We start from the raw sequence: 20,428 nt of genomic DNA on the forward strand, positions 1-20,428 counted from the left end.
CGATTGTCAGAGGTTTTGTTGATTATTTTGCTTCCAGCCTGCGGATGCGCTCATCGAGATCAGGGTGTGTGGAGAACAGTGACGAATGCTTTTTACCGTTAATTTTTAACGTCTGCACCGCCGTCTGGTCCTCTTCATTCACATGTCCTGTATAAGACTTCAGCGTACGCAGGGCGTGAATCATTTTATCCTTGCCGGCAAGGTCTGCACCGCCGCGGTCAGCGTGAAACTCTCTATGGCGCGAGTAAGCGAAGACGACAAGACTGCCGAGAATGGAAAAGATAATCTGAAACACGATCATCGCGATAAAATGAACGACCGGCGCGAGGTCTTCTTTGACAAAGCGGCTTGCAACCCATGCCGCGATTCGGGAAAGGAATACAACGAACGTATTGACGATTCCCTGCAGCAGCGTCATCGTGACCATATCACCGTTTGTGATGTGTGCGACTTCATGGGCAAGAACCCCTTCCACCGCAGCATCATCCATCTGCTGCAATAAACCTGAAGAAACCGCGACAAGCGAACGGCGCTTAGAAGGTCCGGTCGCAAAAGCATTGACCTCCGGGGAATGATAAATGCCGACTTCAGGCATTTTCGTCATCCCTGCGGCACGGGACAATCTGTGCACACGGTCAACCAATTGCTGTTCTTCATAGCTGAGCGACTGTTTCTTCGGATTTAACACCCGGACGCCCATCATCGTTTTGGCCATCCATCTGGACATTCCGAGAGAAATAAAAGAACCGACAAAACCGACGACAAGACTGAACACGAGCAATGCCATCAGATCAATGCGGCCATTTTGTATATACGAGCCGACACCGGTAACGCTTGTAATAATCGTAAGCACAATTCCGATTGTCGTAATGACCAAAAGGTTCGTTAAAATAAACAGAAATATTCTTTTCGCCATAATTACCTCCGTCTTTTTTAAGATCAAAAGAACTTATTTACTTAAATTATAAATGATCTGTTTGAAAATGCAACAATTTCGACGTATGATGTTAATGTAATTCTCAGTGATATTAAAAAGTGAACACGTAATCAATCAGAGGTGAACCATGAACACGTTTAAACTGACCCGAACTGATATGGTCCGGCTTCTTTACGCGCTAAAAGGCCAAGGAGACGCAACCCCTCTCCAAATCTTATTGCAATCAGCGGATATGACCTTGGATGAGGCGGAAAGCCGTCTGCATATCCCTGAATTTCTGACGAGATTCGAACGAAAAAAAGAGAAAAAGGAATACGGGCTTTCAACTAACGAGATTGTCGAGCTGGGAAATCTGTGCGAGCTGACGTCTTTAAAATCAACCGCCGTCCAAAACTGGGTGAAGCGCGATATTAAAGATTTAATCGGCCACCCCTTACTCGGCAAAAAATATACAATTGAACAAGCTGTCATCCTTCTCATTGTACGTGATTTAAAATCAATTTATGACTTCGAACATATACGCGGCATATTAAAAATCGCTTTTAACACGATCACAGACAGATCAGACGACGTCATCAGCCCGATCAGCTACTATGAAAGCTGCGCCCAAGTGATTGATTATCTTCATCATAAGGCAAACCCGCCGATAAAGGAAACGAGCCTGCAGGAGCTCGTCGAAGAGCAGACGGACAAGCTCAAAGGCTGCTTTAAAGAACTCGGAAGCGGACAATGGAACAATATCAGATCCATAATCGCCGTCACGGTGCTCTCCGTTTTGACTTTCCATATTCAAGCCTCAGCCTACAAAATGACCAGCCATTTATTATAATTCATAATGCTTCTTCGCCCCGGTGTCTGCGCCGGGGTTTTTTTGCTGTACAACAATTGCCAGCATAATCAATACCGTTCCGTTTGAAACTAAAACGCGAAAACACATCTTGCCAGAGAAAAGGAGATGAAAAAGATGGCGAGCAGAAATAAACTCTTAGTTCCAGGGGCTGAGCAGGCACTTGACCAATTTAAATACGAAGTGGCTCAAGAATTCGGCGTGAACCTTAGCTCTGATACAGCAGCACGCGCAAACGGCTCTGTAGGCGGGGAAATGACAAAACGTCTTGTACAGCAGGCTCAATCACAATTAAACGGGAAAAATCAATAATGCAGCTTATTCGCCGGGGCTTCTCGGCGAATTTTGATATTTATCGGCATTCTCCTTTCCGTGCCGGTAGCCGTTCGGATTCCTTCGGTCTGACGAATCTTCATGATGCCGATAGGATTCCCAATGTTCATTGCGATCATGATTCCAGTAATGATTGTAATACTTTTGCTTAGGCTCTTTGTCATTTCCGTTTTCCTGAGGATTTTGTGTTGGGGGCTGCTCTGTTTCCCCATCTTGTTCCTTCTGTGTGTTTTCCTCTGATCCGGAAGCTGCATTTTTTTCGGTTTGCTGATTGCCGTCCTGACTGTCCGGCTTCGCTTCTTCCGTACCGGGCGTTGTTTCATTGTTTCCCGGCTTCTCTGCTGCCTTTTCTTCATCAGGAGCTGTCTTTTCATCAGCCGCCGGCTTGTCTGTGTCCGGCTGCTCGCTTTGATCAGCGTCTGTTTCGGTATCTTTTTGATCTGTTTCATTGCCGTCGGTTTGCTTTTCAGGCTGTTTTTCTTCTGTTTTCTTTTCGTTTCTTCTTATGTAGCTGCCTGTTGACATCCCTTCCTGTTTTGCTTTTTCTCTTGTTTCCATATCAGATTCAAGCGATTGGACCTGGTAGGTGCCCTTATATTTTTCAGTCATGTCAGCCAGCTGTTTTTTAACGCCTTTTTTATATGTATTGTCATCTGTATTTTCATAAACCGTGGAAATTAAAATCTCTTTTGATTCCTTTACATATCCATGCTTGCTGCAATCGGTAATAATATTACTGATGACTTCCTTAAAATCGCTGCTTTTCCAATCTCCGATGTCACTGATGACCTGTTTGGCGTCATGGTTCAGCGGTGTCAGTTCAATGACTTCATATTTGCTGTTTAAAGCCATTTCAATGCTGGGATTAATGTCAAGCGTCATATACGCGTAAGCTTTGTTATCAGAAAAAACCGGGAGCAAAATTAAAATAAACAAAATAATAGCAGTCATCGTAAACACTCCCAATTTAAAAGGGCGCAGTTTCAGAAAATCAAAAAAGCTGGCCCTTCTTCCCATACGCGTTTCGCCTTCGAACGTAATTTCCTCTCCGATTTCACAAGTGCGGTGATCATTTTTTGTTTTTAAAAATTGTCCGTCAGGGGTTAGCAACGTGACGAATTTTTTATTTTTCTCTACTATGATCCCTCTTCTCATGAGTGCAACACCCCTTTAAGATAATCTTTTAAATAAATATAATCACCGGTAATAATAATACTCATGGCGATGATATATTTTCGGTTCCGTTCGATCGTTTTTCTGCTGACCGACACGAGCTGCTCCAGCTGTTTGACAGGAAGCTGTTTTTTCTGGTGCAAAATGGACGCCAGCTCTTCATTTTCAACAAGCGTGTAGGCAACCTTAATCGCATTCTGCCTCGCATCTGTATGCTTCGGCGATTGTTCCAGCAGCTCTTTAAAAGACAGGCCGTATTCTTTCAGCTGCTTCTGAAAAAAAAGAATTTCTTCCCGGCGCTGTTCCTGTTCTATCTGTTTGCGGTATTCATCAATGGAAAGCTCCGCTTCGATAAGGCTCTGCGAAGATTCCTGGTCGTCGCCTTCCTGCACATCCATATTGATATGCTGAGCGGTTCTTGCTTCTTTTCTGATATAGTCTATCACTTTTCTTTTTATAATCAGCTCTGCAAATGCAAGCAGCGAATTACCTTTTTCAGCCGAATACTTTTCAATGGCTTCGTTAAACGCGATCAGCCCGATGCTGAATTCGTCGTCTTTTTCATCTATATATCGTTTACAAACGGATGAAACCGTCTTCGCGATAAAAGGCTTATATTGCTGTATTAAATCGTTCTGCAGATCTTTGTCGCCTTTTTGTATTTTTTCAACAGATGTTTCAAGCGTTTGCTTCTTTTTTCCCAATTTAAACAAAAGGCTAAGCACTGGTTTCACCTCAGTTCCTCCCTATAACTACTCATAATCATAGCTAATTTAGTAGGGATTCGCAAAGGAAGAAAAAGAGAAATCGATTTCATTTGTCTCAATTATGACAAGCCAATAAGACGTACTATACATGATTTCGTGCCCCCATGCAGAATTAAGGGGGTTTTCTCTGTGTTTTTTGTAACAATGCTGTTATAAAATTGTTATCATATGTCTTAAATGTAAGCGTTTCAAACAAAAAAGGGAACCTGCTTTTTAAAAAGCCAGACTCCCTTTTTGATCATTTTACGCGTGTTCTCTTTTTTCCGATTCCGCGCCAGACTCTATTTGTTTTGCTCCTGACATAAACCATCCGCAAACCGCGATGGCAGCCAGAACCGCCCAGAAAATGATTTTCCAGGCCGCCGAATGGATGACATCTGCCGGAATTATACCGAGTTCCTCATGGGCCAATGTATAAAGAGCGAGCTTTACTCCTACCCATCCGACAATCACAAATGCCGCCGTTTCAAGGCCCGGCCTGGTTTTCAGTAAGGATACGAACATTGATGCCGCAAAACGCATAATGATTAAACCGATTACGCCGCCGGCTAAAATAACGAGAAACTGACCGCCGTCCAAGCCGCCGATGGCAGGAAGCTGTGTTCCCGGGAGCGTTACGGCAAGCGCGACCGCCGCTAAAATGGAGTCAACGGCAAAAGCGATGTCCGCGAGCTCCACTTTCAAGACAGTCTGCCAAAACCCGCTTTCTTTCTGCGTTTTCTGACCGTTGTTATCTTTAAATACATACCGCTTCAGCAAATGGCTGACCGCAATGTAAAACAGATATAAAGCGCCGACGGCCTGGACCTGCCAAACATTCACCAGAAAAGAAATGGCGAACAGCGACCCGAAACGCAAAATAAATGCGCCCGCCAATCCGTAAAATAAAGCCTTCTTCCTTTGTTTTTCAGGAAGATGCTTCACCATCACAGCCATCACCAGCGCGTTATCCGCCGCCAAAATCCCTTCCAGCCCGATTAAAACGAGAAGAACCCATCCATACTCCAATAATAATGCAAAGTCCAATCCATTCCCTCCGTTTCTTTTTTCTATCATCCGAGCTTATACCGGCGGTTTTTTTACGCAAAAAAGACCTTTGCCGATATAAGGCAAAGGTCTTGCTAGACATGAATGATTGGCATGCCAACAAAGCCGATGGATATGATCCATGAATTGACGACTTTGTTTCCGGAATATCCGGACGCTACTCCCCTTTGGGATTTCAAGAAATATTTGTTTATACGCTCATGATAAAGCCTGTTTCATCATTTGTCAACGCTTAACTTTTTTAACAAATTGAGAAATTTTTTCTGTTTTGGCCCGCTGTTTTCTTCTCTTTAAAAACATCCAAAGAATGAGAAGCAACACAATGAATATACCGAGCGGCAGCATATATTGATCGAGAATGGAACCGACGCTTTTCCAATTTTCCCCGAGTTTCATTCCCAGGTATACGTAAGCAAATGTAATCGGCAGCATCGCTGCATATGTATATAGAGAGAACACCCAGACATTCATCTTCGCAATGCCGCACGGCAAAGAAATCAGCGTCCTGACCCCCGGTATAAAACGGCCGCTGAACGCGACCAAACCTCCGTGCTTCTGAAAGAAATCATCTGATTTCTGCAGGGATTCGGGTTTTATCCATATATACTTTCCATATTTCAGCAAAAACGGCCGACCGCCCAGCCTGCCGATTCCATATAAGACAAGCGGACCTGAAACACCGCCGAGCGAACCGGCAAACACGGTCCCGGCAAGCGTCATATCCCCTTTTGAGACCCAATAGCCCGCAAGCGGAAGAACAATTTCCGCCGGGATGAATTCTATACTGAGCGCCAAAAAAATCCCGGCGTAAGATAAGCTTTTAAACGCCTCTATTATTGAGATGATGAAATCTTCGATGATCTATCACTCCCGGCTTACGTCTATATTCCGAAACTTAAGAATGATTTTAACACAAAACCTTGAGGCTGAAATATCTTTTAGACATGCCCGTTATAAATGTGAGTCGTTTCAGATCGGTATAGCGGGAGGGAATGACATGAGCAATACAACGTCCCGCCTGTCTCCTGATTGCTTGTCTGGCGGCGTTTACATCACTGAAGATCTCCGGAAAAGTTACCCTTCGCGGGAAGCGGCGGCTGACCGCGGATTCAGTTCATATGGGAGCGGGAAATTCTCTCAGTCACTACATGGGAATGCGTGGGCATTTCCCGGGGAATGATTTTGTATAATCTTTTTGATTACCACTGATGATTTTCAGGGACTTCAGCGCTTTAAAGAACTTACCGATTCACTGATTGTAAATAGAGAATTCATTTGCTTTTCAGCCGACCATTGCCGCCTGAGGAAATGGAACAGCCGCTCCATGAAGGACCGCAACACCCATAAGTTGCTACACATGGAACGGACCCGTTTATCCACAATAAAGACAAAAAGGAGTTTTTATTCATGCACACGATGTGGAAGGGTTCGATCAGTTTCGGTCTCGTCAATATCCCGGTCAAGCTCTTTGCGGCCACTGAAGATAAAGATATAAAATTCCGCAGTCTTCATAAAGAAGACCATGCGCCGATTAAATACGAAAAAATCTGCACCGGATGTGAAAAAAGTCTGGAACCTGATGAAATCGTGAAAGGCTATGAGTATGTAAAAGGGAAATACGTCATTATGACAGACGAAGACTTGAAAGACGTAAAACAGGAACATGAAGAAAAAGCGGTTGAGATTGTTGACTTTGTCCAGCTGCAGGAAATTGATCCGATTTATTTTAACCGGTCGTATTATGTCGGGCCGGGAGATAACGGCACAAAAGCCTATACACTTCTGCGGGAAGCGCTGAGAACGACGGGTAAAATCGGGATTGCCTCCATTACGATCCGCTCTAAACAGCAGCTTGCGATTCTTCGCGTGTATGACAACTGCATCGTGATGGAATCCATTCATTATCCGGATGAAGTCAGAAATGCCGGACATGTGCCGGGCGTTCCCGAGCAGACAGCCGTTAATGAAAAAGAGCTGCAGACGGCGATTACGTTAATTAATGAACTGACAACCGAGTTTGACCCGGAACAATACGAAGACACATACCGGAAAGCCCTTCTCGCTAAAATTAACGATAAGCTCGAACATGAAGAAGCGGGCGTGACACCGGCTGCTGCCGGCCCGCGCGAAGATGTCATTGATCTTGTCAGCGCGCTTCAGGCAAGCATTGACCGGACGAAGCGGCCGGATCGCGAACAGGCTGCACCGGCGCGGACAAAAGACGCCGCGTCAGCAGGCGGCGGAGGCAAAAAGCAAAAGACGACCAGACAAAAAGCCGGAACGTCTTAATCATGGTGCTGACGATGCAGCCGATTTTGACCTCTGTACCGCCTGAAGGCAGTGAGTGGCGCTATGAGGTAAAGTATGACGGATTCCGCTGTCTTCTCCGCATAGACGAAAGCGGCGTTACATTAACCAGCAGAAACGGACAGACGCTGACGAATCAATTTCCGGAAATCACGGCTTTTGCGGCCCGGTGTTTTCAGCACATGAAAGACAGGTTCCCCATTACGCTTGACGGAGAGCTTGTCTATTTAATCAATCCGTACAGAGCGGACTTTGAGCATCTTCAAATCCGCGGACGTTTAAAACGGACGGAAGCAATTGAAAGCACCGCTGATAGACGGCCATGCCGCTTTCTGGCATTTGATCTCCTCGTTCTGGAAGGCGCCGGCACCGTCTCATTACCGTATGTGAAACGGAAGCGCGCCCTTTCCAAACTGTTTAAAGAAGCAAATCTTCCCGCCTGCCCTCATCACTTAGCGGAAGAAGCGATTCAATACATTCCGGAACACACTGACTTTGATGCGCTTTGGGACAAGGTCGTCCGCCATGACGGAGAAGGTGTCGTAGCAAAAAGAGCATCAAGCGGCTGGGCGGAAAATAAACGCTCTCCCGACTGGCAAAAGTATAAACATATGAAAACGGCACATGTGCTATTAACCGGATTTAATCCGAAGAACGGGTATGTAACAGCCTCTGTTTTAAAAGACGGCACCGCCGTCCCGATCGCTTCCGTTTCCCACGGCATGCAGTCGGAAGAAAAAAACGCCGTCAGAACCATTATGGAGACCCACGGAAAAAAACTGCCAAGCGGCGAGTATACACTTGAGCCTTCTATCTGCATGACCGTGCAGTATTTAACCATATTGCAGGACACGCTGCGTGAAGTATCTTTTGTGTCTTTTCAGTTTGAAATGGATTGGACGGAATGCACGTATCAGCAGCTTATCCTCCGCTCTAAAACGCTGCCGCCGAAGCTGCAGTTCACAAGCCTGGATAAGATCGTTTTTAAAAAACGTGAAAAAACGAAAGCAGATTTCCTTAGTTATATGGTGAAAATGAGCGATTTTCTTATGCCCTTTCTTAAAGATCGGGCCGTCACGGTGATCCGTTATCCGCACGGCGCGCCTGGCGAATCTTTTTTTCAAAAAAACAAACCGGACTACACGCCGGACTTTGTCTCAAGCGTGTTTGACGGGAGCCACGAGCACATCGTATGCAGCAGCATACCGTCACTTCTATGGCTGGCCAATCAGCTGGCGCTTGAATTTCACGTTCCGTTTCAGACAGTGCATTCTGAAAGACCCGCAGAGATTGTCATTGACCTTGATCCTCCGTCAAGGAATGATTTTCCCATGGCAGTGGAGGCTGCGCATGTGCTGAAACAGCTGTTTGACTCATTCAGCATTACGTCATTCCCGAAGCTCTCCGGAAATAAAGGCATTCAGCTCTACATCCCGCTTTCACCGGAAGCATTCACCTATGAAGAAACCCGTGCGTTCACAATGCTCATCGCCGATTATTGCGTCAGGACGCGCCCGGATCTTTTTACGACAGAGCGGTTTATCAAAAACCGAAACGGCAGGCTCTACCTAGATTATTTGCAGCATGCCGAAGGGAAAACCATTATCGCCCCCTATTCGACCCGGGGCAACGAATTGGGAACGGTTGCGGCTCCCCTTTATTGGAGCGAAGTCAACTCCTCTTTAACACCTGATGATTATACGATCGATACAGTAGTGAACCGCGTCAGGACAGAGGGAGATCCGTTTTATGATTTTTACCGGAATCCGCAGGACGGCCCGCTTTCAATCGTGCTTGAGCAAATCAAGAGAAAGAGCTGACGCTTTTTGTCAGCTCTTTTCAGTCTGATACGTGCACATCAATTTTTCTTTGGAAATAAATAAATAGCAGGAGTAAGGAATGTTTTTGAGGGTGAGCTGTTTTGCAGTAAAGTATAAAATCGGAATATGGGCCGCTTTCTTAAACAGCCTGTAGCAGCCGCTGGACGGTTTTATCACATCAAAACCGAGTCTCGCCGCTCCTTTATGAAGCATTGTAATGCCGACGACTCCCTTAATCTCGTCTTTCCGTTTATGCTGGTTAATATAATCCGCTAAATGAGGCATGGATTGATATACCTTCTGATATAGCATAATCCCCCTTCTGACCGCGCTTTCAATAGGCTGCAGCTCTTTCAGGAGTTTGACATTATGAAGATGAATCTTAACTAACACGTCGTTTTTTTTAATTCTGGTTCCGTCGCTCAGGATGACTTCTTTTCCTTTATATCTTGTCAAACGGACGCGGAATACATTCGATTGCCGTTTATCAATCAGCGTCAGCCGGGTAAAGAAGAAATAAAGCGGATCAAGTAAGTACCATATAGACAGCAGACAGCTTCTCACATGTTCACCTTCTTTATATTCAAAGCACCCTCATATTTTGGCATGGGGCATGTCACATTATGATTGGTAAATAATGATGCCGACCTGTATCAGCTTATGCAAAAACCGCTTCAGGCTCTACTGTCCGGAACAGAAAAAAACACTCTTCGTGAAGAAGAGTGTTTGTATCCGCTTTCTTTTAACGGAAAAGCAAATGCTGGCTGTGAATTCCCGCTTTTTTCAGTAAGGCTATCAGCTGTTCCTGTTCTTCAGGCATAAGTCCTGAAAACGCTCTCGCAATTCTCAATGAATGAATCGGATAAATTTTATCCAAATACTCGTTTCCTTTATCAGTTAAATGGGCGTAAACAGACCGTTTGTCCTTCGGGTCTTGTTCTCTGACCAAAAACCCGTTTCTTTCAAGCTTGTCGATGACATAGGTGACATTCCCGCTGACAAGCAAAAGACGCGACCCGATTTGCTGAAGCTTTTGCGGTCCTCTCGTATAGAGCAGCTCCAAAACGGCAAATTCAGTCGGATTAAAACCGTGTTCTTTACTGTCGCGGATGCTGTGTTCAGACACACTCTTGAAAGCCCTTGCAAAAACTTTGTACAAATTCATCGAACGCATCACTTCTTCTTCGTTAAATGATAATCTCATCATATCTACCCCGTATTTAAGATTTTTATAAAAAAATAATGTAAACCCTTACAATTCATAAGAGTCGTTCTTTGTTTTATATTCTATTCGTGCCGTTTTTCAGAATTCCTTCTTTTTTATATAAAAAAATACCCTTATACATCATTTAATTTGTATAAGGGTTCCGTTCTTTATAGGGAATGTTCCGAAAAAAATACGCGTATTCCTTTCTCAGCTCCGTAATTGTCATGGAATTGAGTATTTCTTTCGTATAGACTCCGATCTGAAGAAGCTTTTTGGAATAATGGTTTCTCTCTTTGTCCAATGCATTTTGAAGCAAATGACTCATGGCGGCCTCCTTTGTTTTCCGTTATTCTATGATCAGAATAACGCTTTTATATCAAAGACGTATAAAGCCATTGTAAAACTTCTGTAGGATTATGATGTTTTTCGGTAAAGTCCGTTCTGGACGGCTCTGAGCAGCGGAAAAGCATGTTCCCCGGCAAGCTGCATGAACGCCTCCAGCATTTCATCGCGTTTCATATCTAATTCAATGATTTCTTTTGCCAGCGAAACCGCTTTTTCTTTCTCCATTCCTATCCTTCCTCCTCATTGTGTCTGTACAGTAAGCATAAAACGGGGCAAAGGACCATGCATTAACCTTGTCAATTTTTCTGCCGCTTTTTTTCTAAAATTTTCTATTCCGCGTCAGAAAACCTGACAAGCGTCAGGTTTTTTCTCTTTTTTTCTTATATAATATGAGTAAAAGACATCCAGGGGTGGAAAAATGACGGCAGACGAACAATCTTACAAAGATAAAAAAGTAATCTCGATCGGCATTGTAAGCGAATTAACCGGATTGTCAGTCAGACAGATCAGATACTATGAAGAACGGAAATTAATCTACCCGCAGCGATCATCACGGGGAACGAGAAAGTATTCCTTCGCGGACGTTGAGCGGCTGATGGATATTGCCAACAAGCGGGAAGACGGCGTGCAGACGGCTGAGATTTTAAAAGACATGCGAAAAAAAGAACAGGCTCTCAAAAACGACCCGCAGCTCCGCAAAAAAATGCTGGAAGGACAGCTTAATGCTCATTTTAAGTATAAAAACCGCTGATCAAAAAAGTCCGCCTCCTGTGAGACGGACTTTTTTTATAAAGCATGAAGAAATGCAGTTGCAATGCCGAAATAAATTAATAAGGACAAAATATCGTTCAGCGTCGTAATCAGCGGTCCTGATGCAATCGCCGGGTCAATGTTCAGTTTATGAAGAATAATAGGGACGATCGTTCCGGCCATCGTACCGATAATCAACGTTGCAAGCAGCGATGAACCGACGACAAAACCGAGCGTTAAGTCTTTCTGCCAGACGGTTGCGACAATCGTAATCGCGATCGCACAGACGATGCCGATATAGATACCGGTTCTTAATTCACGGAAAATCAGTTTAAAGATGGTTTTTTTATTCATTTCTTCTTTAGCCAGTCCTCTGATGACGACGGCGAGTGACTGTGTGCCTGTATTACCCGTCGTTCCCGCAATCATCGGCATGAAAAATGCGAGGGCGACTACTTTTTGCAATGTATCTTCAAAATAATTCAGAATGCTTCCGGAAATCAATCCGATAAACAAAAGCAGAATGAGCCACGGCAAACGGCGGTACGCCGCAACGTACGCTTTCGTATCAAATGTAATCGCCTTACCGGAGGCTGCGAATTTTTCGTAATCTTCATCGGCTTCTTTAATCACGACGTCAATAATATCATCGACAGTGACAATACCGACAAGCACATGATTTTCTTCCACGATCGGAATGGCTAAAAAGTCATACCGCTGGATCAGCCGGGCGACTTCTTCCTGGTCTTGGAGCACCCCGGCCGAGATGACACGCGTAAACATGAGATCCTGCACTTTATCGTCAGGCTCGCCGAGAATTAAATCTCTGTAAGAGAGCACTCCGACAAGCTGCTTGCTGTCATTAATCACGTACAAATAATTTATTGATTCTGCGATTTCTGCAAAGCTTTTCAGCTTCACGACCGCATCTTTTACTGTATAATGCTGCGGAATCCAGACGAAGCGGTTCGTCATCATCCGGCCCGCCGATTCTTGCGGATAGTTCATCAAAAGCTGTACGGCCTTTGATTCCTCAGCTTCCATGCTGGATAAAAGCTGTTCTTTCAGTTCTTCATCCATCTCTTCCAGCAATGCGGCGAGATCGTCGTTATCCATTTTATTCATTGCGAGAGTGGCTTTCGTTTTACCGACTTTATGCAAAACGGCAAGCTGAAATTCCCGCTCCAGCTCTCCGATCATGTCGGTGATGTCATCAACCGTCATATATGACAGATAGCGGGCCCGGTGCTTTTCCGGCATTTCTTTAAACAAAAATGCCATGTCATAGGGCTGAAGCTCATCTATCATGTTTCGGAATTCTTTTATTTTTCCGTCCCGCAATAAAATGATAATGCGTAATATGAGTTCGTCATAGGTCATGTTTTGGACCATCGGGACTCGTACCTCCTTTACGGAGACGCGCCGTCCGTCAAGGGAAGTGCGGCGGTTTGTCTCCTCATCATGTCGTCACTGGTTATCTGGCTGTATATGGGTACTTCTTCTGACATACTCGAATGGGGAGAATCCATACTCCGCACCTCCTTATCATGCTCAGTCGTGTACGTTTTGAGGCATAAAAAAAACCTTCCGATATGAAGGCGAAAACAAGCACGGCAAATAAACGTGCGGGGCCTCCAATCGTAGAGCTTTAGCACTGTATGGCATAGGACAGCCATCCAGCTGCGTTAAGAATCACCTTATGTCGATGATTCCTGTTGACCCATTGGCGTCTTTGGACATTTTTGGGCAGCAGCGTATCTCCATACAGGAGCCTCACCTAACGAAGTTCTTATTTGAATTGACACACTGAGATTACAGAAAAAAAAGGAATGTGTCAACCTTAAATTTGTGATTTCAGCACATGCCTATAAAATAAACGGAATAAAGGCATAAAGCCCTTATTCCGGCAAATCGCTTTCATCCTCTTCTGAAAGGAAATGATAGGATTCATGCAGCATGAGCGCGTACTCCCCTTCTTTTGTCGGATGCGGTACATACTCAGCCTCGTTGATATACTGCTCTTCCCTTTTCTTCATATGACAGACCTCCTGTTCAATTTTAGATTGTCCAAAAGAAGACCCGTTATCATAGGAAAAAAAATCACTTGCGGAGGGGGACATGCAGCTATATTTTTCGGATCGTGAAAAAGTTCCTAAGCAGCCACGGGCCCGGTTTGAAACCGAGCGTTAATTGCCACGCGCCGATCGCCTGCAGTCCGAACTCCCGAACGAGAACCATTTTTTCACTCATGCTCCGCACATCCTCAAACCACACTTCATGCGTTCTTCCATTTTCATCAGTATACCGGAAGTAAGGGGAACGCTCCTGCTGGGAATAACGGATCACTGATTGATGCTTCATGGCCGTTTCCATGGCGCGCTGATTGGAGATGGCGGATCCGATCGTTCCGGGACGGTACGGAATCACCCAATCATACCCGTACAGCGGAACACCGAGAATCACTTTTCTTCTCGGCACCCTGCTGATGGCAAAATTGATCGTTTGCCTGACCTCTGTCAAAGGCGCCACGGGTCCCGGCTCACTGCCGGCGTGGTGCCAGTCGTACGCCATAATGAACATATAATCGACGACGGCTCCGATTCCGCCGTAATCATATCCCCTCAGCCACGGCACTGCATCACTTGTTTTCGCCGGAACCGATATCGTTAACGCGAGCTGATGCTCTGAAAGCCGGGTTTTTAACTGCCGGAGAAATCCTGTGAAGAGGTCCCTGTCAGCTTCTCTGACCCGTTCAAAATCGATATTTACACCGCCGTATCCCTTTCTTACGGTTAAGGAGACGATATTGTTGACGAGATTCGTTCGTGCCGTCGGATTTTGCAGCACTTGATGGGCTAATTCCGGACTGAATCCCCCTTCTGTCAAATTTGTAATAACGGCAAGCGGGCGCACTCTGTTCTGCCATGTGGTTTCTATTGCGGTTCTGTCGTTTAAATCGTTAATGATATCTCCGTTCGGGCCAAAATGATATTCAAACAAAGAAATCGCCGAAGAATACGGCGCAAAATCATTAATTAACTCTCTATCCGCTTCAGGCGTCCGAATGACATAAAATTGCAGGGTTCCCGCAAGATAGTTAGAGATATCAGGGATCTTCACTTTCATACCCGCCCGCAGCCGGTTCGGCGGAATATCCGGGTTTGCCTGCATCAGCTGCATCTGCGGCACATAAGCCTTACCTGCGATAACGGCATACGTATCATTCGGCTGAACCGTATATTCATTAAGAGGGATTAAAAGCGCCTGCCCCGGAACGATATTCGTTTCCTCAAGCCCGTTGACGCTTCTGATGCTGTCAACAGGGTATCCGTACTTTCTGCTGATGGAAAATAACGAGTCGCCAGACTGCACTGTATGAACAAACATAGATGTCCTCCGTTTCCTTTTGATCAAAAGGGCTCTTCTTATCTTTATGAATGATCATCCGGTCCGATTCCAAACTCTGTTTGGAGAAAGGCTGTTTACAAATCAGACATGATCAACTATGATGATGTCATCATAAAAAACTGTATAGGAAACGCACTAGGGGTGCTGTTATCGGCTGAGATAAAACATGCGGCAGGCGTGTTTTGATCCCTTATAACCCGATCTGGATAATACCAGCGTGGGGAAGTGCAGATTGACCGGAGCGCAGGGTTTTTCCCCATGCGTTTTCGTTCTGCTGCTGCATATTCCCTCGGATATGCAGTTTTTTATTTTTCATTAAAAAACGGGGGAGGACACCGCAATATGAAACTGAATATAAACCGCCTGTAAAATCATCTCTTTCATACATACGACTATCCGATAAGAAAGCAGGAGATCACAATGAAAAATTGGAAAATGAGAGAAATTGTCGTCATGTCCGTCATCAGTGTTGTATTTGCTGTCATTTATTTAGTATCAACTCATGCAAGCAATATAGCGGCAGGGTTTTTCGGCCGAATGAGCTACGAACCGATTTACGGTATCTGGTTTATCGTCTCGGTAATTGCCGCGTACATTATTCAAAAACCGGGAGCGGCTCTTGTTTCTGAAATCATCGCCGCGTTTGTGGAGTGCTTACTCGGAAATCCGTCAGGGCCGATGGTGATTCTGATCGGGATCGCACAGGGAATCGGTGCGGAAGCGGTCTTTTTTGCGACACGCTGGCGGATTTATACCCTGCCCATGCTTCTTTTATCCGGTATGGGATCTTCTGTGACGAGCTTCATTTATGACTTGTTCGTTTCCGGATACTCTGTTTTGAATCCGGGTTTATTAGCCGTCATGCTTCTTGTCCGTCTGATCTCAGGTGCGCTTCTTGCCGGCCTTCTCGGCAAAGCAATCAGTGATGCGCTGGCTTACACAGGGGTGCTGAACGGCATGGCGCTCGGAAAACAATTCAAGAAGAAAAAGAAACAGGTGAACCAAGATGCAGGCATCTGAGCCCCTTCTATCGGCCGGCTGTCTTACCTTTTCTTATGATCAGGATGAAAAGCCGATTCTTCAAAACGTGTCCTTTCAGCTCCGCAAAGGAGAGCGGGCTTTATTGCTCGGGCCGAGCGGATGCGGCAAAAGCTCGCTCGCTCTTTGTTTAAACGGTCTGTACCCGGAAGCATGCGATGGGGTTCAATCGGGCACCGTTTCTTTATACGGAACACCTCTTTCACACCTGACAGAACCCGCCGCCAGATCCATCGGCGTCGTGTTTCAAGATCCGGACCAGCAGTTTTGCATGCTGACGGTTGAAGATGAAATCGCCTTCGGCTTGGAAAATTTGCAATATACAAAAGAAGATATGGACGCAATCATCAATGACGTTTTAGAAAAATTAGAGATCACTCATCTGAAAACGCGAACGATCGCTTCGCTGTCAGGCGGTTCAAAACAAAAAGTGGCGCTTGCCTGTATCATTGCGATGGAACCGGAACTCATTATTTTGGACGAACCGACGGCACAGCTTGATCCATATTCCGCACGTGAATTAGTGCGGCTGATCAAAGATCTACAAGCAAAAAAAGGCTTCGGCCTTCTCGTTATCGAACATCAGCTTGATCATTGGGCGCCGTGGATGGACAGGACGATTGTCCTTGACGAAACGGGTCAGAAGGTGATGGACGGAGAGACGGACGTTATCTTTGAAACAAAGATTGAAGAGCTGATGCAGCTCGGCATTCCGATTCCGCGTGTGATCTCATTGCAGGAGCACGTCAGCATTCCTTTTACATTGTGTAAAGAAAAGCTGTTTCACGAACCTGTACCATCTCTGCCCGAACCCCGGCCCGCCGCGCTTTCGGCAGAAGACGCGCTGAGCGTTCACGAGCTGTCATTCTCAAGAGGAGCAGACGTCATTTTTCAGGATGTGAGCTTTTCCGTAAAAAAAGGTTCAATCACCGCGATTGCCGGCCCTAACGGAACAGGAAAATCCACGCTCCTTTCTGCCGCGGCCAAGCTCATCCGTCCGCTGAGCGGAGACATCAAAATAGACGGCAGACCGATTGATTCCTATTCTGAAAAAGAGCTGCGGCGGCTGACCGGATATGTTTTCCAAAATCCTGAACACCAGTTTGTCACAGATTCCGTCATTCAAGAGCTGATGTTCGGTTTTGAAAGCAGCAGACCCGCAAAGGAGAAAGCTCTTCAGCTGTTAACCCGATTCGGCCTGAGACGCCATGCCTCACAGCATCCGTTTTCTTTAAGCCAAGGACAAAAACGCCGGCTCAGTGTCGCGACAATGCTTATGCACAATGTGAACGTTTTGATGCTTGATGAACCGACTTTCGGACAGGATGCCAAAACGGCGCGGGAGTGTATGCAAATGCTCCGTGAGATTCAAAAGGAAGGAACGGCTGTTTTGATGGTGACACACGATATGGAACTCGTCTCAGATTATGCCGACACGATCCTTGTGCTCTGCGGCACGAAACTGGTATTCCGGGGAACTCCCGACGCTTTATTTTCTGATAACACCGGGATCGCCGAGCAGGCGCATTTGGCTTTGCCGCTGCGGTATGAATGGATGAAACACGACAGGAGGCGGAGAAATGAACTTGCGGCTGGAGGCTGTTAACCCGTCAATAAAGGCGGCGGCTGTATTGTTATGCGTCATTATGCTGTCGTTTATTTATAATCCGTACACCCCTGCTTTGTTTTATATCATCATTGCGGGAGGCGTCCTCTCGGCGGGGCGTGTGCCGCTGAAAAAATGGCTGCTGTTCACGATTCCGTTTGTCATTCTGGCCTTCGGTTCTTTATGGACAGCCGCCGTATTCGGAAACGTCCCGACAACCGGAAGCAACCTGCTGTTTAAGCTCGGGCCGATTGCCGTCAACAGTGATAACGCGGCGCTCGGGATTTCTATCGCGTTTCGTATTTTATGTTTTTCCGCTTTGTCGATGATGTTTCTTTTCACAACCGATCCGATTCTGTTCATGCTCAGTCTGATTCAGCAGTGTAAGCTGCCGCCCAAGCTTGCATACGGCGTTATCGCGGGGTTCCGGTTTCTCCCTCTTCTGAAAGATGAAATCCTGATCATCCGGCAGGCGCACAGAATCAGGGGCGCGGCGTCTGATTCAGGGCTGAAAGGAAAGCTCTCCGCCTTCAGGCGCTTCACCATTCCGCTATTGGCAGGCGCAATCAGAAAGGCGGAACGCACGGCGATCGCGATGGAATCTAAAGGCTTTACGGGGAGCCGAAACCGCACGTTTTACAGAACTGTTACCGTGCGCCGCGCCGACTGGTGTTTTTTCCTGCTCGTGCTTCTGTTATTCGGCGCAAGCTGGCTCATTTCATTGTTGTTTGTATAAAAACAGGCCGCCGGAGTGATTCGGCAGCCTGTTTTGTTATGTATGTTATTGATGATAATTGAGAGCCTGAGCGAGATTGGACTTGATCGTAATATCTGAGAAATTAATGCCGAGCTGTACGGCGGTTTGAGCGATTTCCGGCCTGATTCCGGATAAAGTGGACGTGACGCCGATCAATTTCAGCGCCTCAATTAATTTAAAAATCTGATGCGCCACCATCGTATCGACAACCACTACACCCGATAGGTCAATAAACAGATGTTCAATCAGCCGTTTGGCACATGTGCTCAGCGTATTTTCAAGAATGAATTTGGCGCGCTCCGTGTCAATATCGCCGACAAGCGGCAGCAGCGCCGTCCGTTTGCTCAGCGTGATAACCGGAGAGCTTAACTCCAAAATCATTTCTCTTTGCGCGTTCAGCTGCATTTTCGAGTTATGCTCGGCATGATCGACAAACGTGTAAATCGTAAAATCAAATACTCGTACAATTAAATTCTCCCATTTCTTCCTTTCTCCCTCTGCAAACGAAGATTCATGTTTATCGGCAAACGCATCATAATAACTGATGTATAGCCTCCGGTTTCTCATGAATTCACGGACCACATACTGGACGGGTGTATCCAGATGCTTCTGGTCTTTCGCGAGCTCAATCACCCACTGCTCGAACTCTTCTAAAAATTCTTTTTCCGGCATGATATACATTTTATTAATATGCCGGTAAAATTCTTTATCCTGCTCCGTCAGTTCTTCTGTGATGACAGGATTTGCCAAAGAATAAACCGAATTCGGGTCCGAATCTTCCATCGTTTCGATCCACTCTTCCGCAATTTGATCCGCTTGTTCTGTAAAATAGTCGTATAATGCTTCATTTATCTTCATATCTCTTCTCCTTTCCCATTTCCAATTATAGCGTCAGCGGGTCATGAATGAAAATAAAAGCTGTTAAACTATCCATTTATTTGAAATTTTTTAGTGCAATAGATTACGCCTTTTTTATGAAAATGCTTCAAATGACTCTTTCCGACCGGCATGCTCTGCCATAAAATAGTAGCAACACCCTTGTATCCACTCGCAAGCATAAAAAAGGAGGGCTTTTTTATGAATGGTGAAATGCATTTGATTCCTTATGTCACGGATGAACAGATCATGGATGTGAACGAGCTTCCAGAGGGTATTAAAGTGATTAAGGCGCCAGAGTTGTGGGCAAAAGGGTTTAAAGGCAAGGATATTAAAATCGCGGTGCTTGACACAGGCTGCGACATCAATCATCCTGATTTGAAAGACCGGATTGTCGGCGGGAAAAACTTCACCGATGATGACGGAGGCAAAGAAGACGCGATTTCCGATTATAACGGACACGGGACACACGTTTCCGGAACGATTGCCGCCAATGATTCAAACGGCGGAATTTCGGGTGTCGCGCCGGAAGCAAGCCTCTTAATTGTTAAAGTTCTCGGCGGTCAAAACGGCAGCGGCAAATACGAATGGATCATTAACGGCATCAACTACGCCGTTGAACAAAAGGCCGATATCATTTCCATGTCACTCGGCGGGCCAAGCGATGTGCCTGAATTGAAAGAAGCCGTCGCAAATGCGGTAAAAAGCGGTGTTCTGGTCGTTTGCGCGGCAGGAAACGAAGGCGACGGAGACGAGCGTACAGAGGAACTGTCGTATCCGGCCGCTTACAACGAAGTGATCGCAGTCGGATCAGTCTCAATCGCCCGTAAATCGTCTGAATTTTCAAACGCCAATAAAGAGATTGACCTAGTGGCTCCGGGAGAAAATATTCTCTCCACCCTTCCCAACCATAAATACGGGAAGCTGACGGGCACTTCAATGGCCGCCCCGCATGTGAGCGGAGCGCTTGCCTTAATAAAAGGGCTTGAACAGGACGCGTTTCAGCGGACGCTTTCTGAGGCTGAAGTCTACGCCCAGCTCGTGCGGCGGACCCTTCCTTTGGACATCGCCAAAACATTGGCCGGGAACGGGTTTCTGTATTTAGACGCGCCTGAAGTGCTGATGGAAAGAGCCGAACAGGCACAGCTGCTGTCTTTCTGATATTTTTCTCATATAATGAATGGTCAGCTTGTCACATCACCAATTTTTA

At 45.9% G+C, this 20,428-nt stretch carries 23 protein-coding genes and 2 riboswitches; of the genes, 10 read left to right on the forward strand and 13 right to left on the reverse strand.

Annotated features, from left to right (window positions below; translation table 11 throughout):
* Window positions 1–22 precede the first annotated feature (22 nt).
* Window positions 23–916: a protease HtpX gene (gene htpX / locus ACNFN4_RS10215; protein WP_007407207.1), complete on the reverse strand. Its 894-nt coding sequence runs from the start codon at window positions 914–916 to the stop codon at window positions 23–25.
* 148 nt (window positions 917–1,064) lie between these two features.
* Between htpX and ACNFN4_RS10220 the strand changes: the two genes are divergently transcribed.
* Together ACNFN4_RS10220 and ACNFN4_RS10225 are read left to right on the forward strand one after the other, a co-directional pair.
* A complete protein-coding gene (locus ACNFN4_RS10220; protein WP_182072636.1) occupies window positions 1,065–1,766 on the forward strand; it encodes a DUF1836 domain-containing protein in 702 nt (233 codons plus the stop codon).
* 135 nt (window positions 1,767–1,901) lie between these two features.
* Window positions 1,902–2,096, forward strand: coding sequence for an alpha/beta-type small acid-soluble spore protein (locus tag ACNFN4_RS10225; protein WP_003154717.1), 195 nt, complete (start codon window positions 1,902–1,904; stop codon window positions 2,094–2,096).
* A gap of 6 nt (window positions 2,097–2,102) precedes the next feature.
* Here ACNFN4_RS10225 and ACNFN4_RS10230 read toward each other — a convergent pair whose 3' ends face one another.
* From ACNFN4_RS10230 to ACNFN4_RS10245, 4 genes are all read right to left on the reverse strand, one after another.
* Window positions 2,103–3,272, reverse strand: a complete 1,170-nt coding sequence (locus ACNFN4_RS10230) for an anti-sigma factor domain-containing protein (RefSeq protein ID WP_014417566.1) — start codon at window positions 3,270–3,272, stop codon at window positions 2,103–2,105.
* The gene (gene sigI / locus ACNFN4_RS10235) at window positions 3,269–4,024 is read right to left on the reverse strand and encodes an RNA polymerase sigma factor SigI (RefSeq protein WP_003154719.1); all 756 of its coding nucleotides are present in this window, start codon (window positions 4,022–4,024) and stop codon (window positions 3,269–3,271) included. Before sigI ends, ACNFN4_RS10230 begins: the two co-directional genes overlap by 4 nt.
* 276 nt (window positions 4,025–4,300) lie before the next feature.
* Window positions 4,301–5,083, reverse strand: a complete 783-nt coding sequence (locus tag ACNFN4_RS10240) for a TerC family protein (RefSeq protein WP_032874684.1) — start codon at window positions 5,081–5,083, stop codon at window positions 4,301–4,303.
* Between the two features lie 246 nt (window positions 5,084–5,329).
* A complete protein-coding gene (locus tag ACNFN4_RS10245; RefSeq protein WP_369878818.1) occupies window positions 5,330–5,965 on the reverse strand; it encodes a DedA family protein in 636 nt (211 codons plus the stop codon).
* Window positions 5,966–6,101: 136 nt separating this feature from the next.
* On the opposite strand from ACNFN4_RS10245, the gene ACNFN4_RS10250 reads away from it, so the two are divergent.
* The 3 genes from ACNFN4_RS10250 (at window position 6,102) to ACNFN4_RS10260 (ending at window position 9,231) form a co-directional block, all read left to right on the forward strand.
* Window positions 6,102–6,284, forward strand: coding sequence for a hypothetical protein (locus ACNFN4_RS10250; RefSeq protein ID WP_021493792.1), 183 nt, complete (start codon window positions 6,102–6,104; stop codon window positions 6,282–6,284).
* Window positions 6,285–6,511: 227 nt separating this feature from the next.
* Window positions 6,512–7,393, forward strand: coding sequence for a non-homologous end joining protein Ku (gene ku / locus ACNFN4_RS10255; RefSeq protein ID WP_007610913.1), 882 nt, complete (start codon window positions 6,512–6,514; stop codon window positions 7,391–7,393).
* 2 nt (window positions 7,394–7,395) lie between these two features.
* Window positions 7,396–9,231, forward strand: a complete 1,836-nt coding sequence (locus ACNFN4_RS10260; RefSeq protein ID WP_182072634.1) for a DNA ligase D — start codon at window positions 7,396–7,398, stop codon at window positions 9,229–9,231.
* Window positions 9,232–9,240: 9 nt separating this feature from the next.
* Here the strand turns inward: ACNFN4_RS10260 and ACNFN4_RS10265 are convergent, their stop codons facing one another.
* The 4 genes from ACNFN4_RS10265 to ACNFN4_RS10280 form a co-directional block, all read right to left on the reverse strand.
* Window positions 9,241–9,795, reverse strand: coding sequence for a YkoP family protein (locus ACNFN4_RS10265; RefSeq protein WP_007407215.1), 555 nt, complete (start codon window positions 9,793–9,795; stop codon window positions 9,241–9,243).
* Window positions 9,796–9,973: 178 nt separating this feature from the next.
* Window positions 9,974–10,438, reverse strand: a complete 465-nt coding sequence (locus ACNFN4_RS10270) for a MarR family winged helix-turn-helix transcriptional regulator (protein ID WP_007610911.1) — start codon at window positions 10,436–10,438, stop codon at window positions 9,974–9,976.
* 142 nt (window positions 10,439–10,580) lie between these two features.
* Window positions 10,581–10,763 (reverse strand): Fur-regulated basic protein FbpA, encoded by a 183-nt coding sequence (locus ACNFN4_RS10275; protein WP_015388327.1) that lies wholly within the window; start codon window positions 10,761–10,763, stop codon window positions 10,581–10,583.
* Window positions 10,764–10,852: 89 nt separating this feature from the next.
* Window positions 10,853–11,008, reverse strand: a complete 156-nt coding sequence (locus ACNFN4_RS10280; RefSeq protein WP_003154733.1) for a hypothetical protein — start codon at window positions 11,006–11,008, stop codon at window positions 10,853–10,855.
* Window positions 11,009–11,201: 193 nt separating this feature from the next.
* Between ACNFN4_RS10280 and ACNFN4_RS10285 the strand changes: the two genes are divergently transcribed.
* Window positions 11,202–11,534 (forward strand): MerR family transcriptional regulator, encoded by a 333-nt coding sequence (locus tag ACNFN4_RS10285; RefSeq protein ID WP_014417562.1) that lies wholly within the window; start codon window positions 11,202–11,204, stop codon window positions 11,532–11,534.
* 35 nt (window positions 11,535–11,569) lie between these two features.
* Here the strand turns inward: ACNFN4_RS10285 and mgtE are convergent, their stop codons facing one another.
* From mgtE to ACNFN4_RS10300, 3 genes are all read right to left on the reverse strand, one after another.
* Window positions 11,570–12,925: a magnesium transporter gene (gene mgtE, locus ACNFN4_RS10290; RefSeq protein WP_007407216.1), complete on the reverse strand. Its 1,356-nt coding sequence runs from the start codon at window positions 12,923–12,925 to the stop codon at window positions 11,570–11,572.
* A gap of 234 nt (window positions 12,926–13,159) precedes the next feature.
* A riboswitch (M-box (ykoK) riboswitch) is annotated at window positions 13,160–13,325 on the reverse strand.
* A 106-nt stretch (window positions 13,326–13,431) separates the two neighbouring features.
* Window positions 13,432–13,569, reverse strand: a complete 138-nt coding sequence (locus ACNFN4_RS10295) for a transcriptional regulator SplA domain-containing protein (RefSeq protein WP_003154740.1) — start codon at window positions 13,567–13,569, stop codon at window positions 13,432–13,434.
* Window positions 13,570–13,657: 88 nt separating this feature from the next.
* Window positions 13,658–14,920 (reverse strand): glycoside hydrolase family 18 protein, encoded by a 1,263-nt coding sequence (locus ACNFN4_RS10300; protein ID WP_007407217.1) that lies wholly within the window; start codon window positions 14,918–14,920, stop codon window positions 13,658–13,660.
* Between the two features lie 148 nt (window positions 14,921–15,068).
* Window positions 15,069–15,182: riboswitch (TPP riboswitch) on the forward strand.
* Window positions 15,183–15,361: 179 nt separating this feature from the next.
* Here ACNFN4_RS10300 and ACNFN4_RS10305 point away from each other — a divergent pair.
* Genes ACNFN4_RS10305 through ACNFN4_RS10315 form a run of 3 tightly spaced genes read left to right on the forward strand, consistent with a single transcriptional unit; the run spans window position 15,362 to window position 18,321 of the window.
* Window positions 15,362–15,961, forward strand: coding sequence for an ECF transporter S component (locus tag ACNFN4_RS10305; RefSeq protein ID WP_021493795.1), 600 nt, complete (start codon window positions 15,362–15,364; stop codon window positions 15,959–15,961).
* A complete protein-coding gene (locus ACNFN4_RS10310) occupies window positions 15,948–17,585 on the forward strand; it encodes an ABC transporter ATP-binding protein (protein ID WP_021493796.1) in 1,638 nt (545 codons plus the stop codon). Before ACNFN4_RS10305 ends, ACNFN4_RS10310 begins: the two co-directional genes overlap by 14 nt.
* Entirely contained in the window at window positions 17,560–18,321 is a 762-nt protein-coding gene (locus ACNFN4_RS10315; protein ID WP_022553447.1) for an energy-coupling factor transporter transmembrane component T family protein, read from the forward strand. Before ACNFN4_RS10310 ends, ACNFN4_RS10315 begins: the two co-directional genes overlap by 26 nt.
* A 45-nt stretch (window positions 18,322–18,366) precedes the next feature.
* Here ACNFN4_RS10315 and ACNFN4_RS10320 read toward each other — a convergent pair whose 3' ends face one another.
* Entirely contained in the window at window positions 18,367–19,200 is an 834-nt protein-coding gene (locus ACNFN4_RS10320) for an STAS domain-containing protein (protein ID WP_014417557.1), read from the reverse strand.
* Between the two features lie 219 nt (window positions 19,201–19,419).
* Between ACNFN4_RS10320 and ACNFN4_RS10325 the strand changes: the two genes are divergently transcribed.
* The gene (locus ACNFN4_RS10325; RefSeq protein ID WP_014417556.1) at window positions 19,420–20,379 is read left to right on the forward strand and encodes a S8 family peptidase; all 960 of its coding nucleotides are present in this window, start codon (window positions 19,420–19,422) and stop codon (window positions 20,377–20,379) included.
* Window positions 20,380–20,428 lie beyond the last annotated feature (49 nt).

This window comes from Bacillus sp. N1(2025), assembly GCF_053470005.1.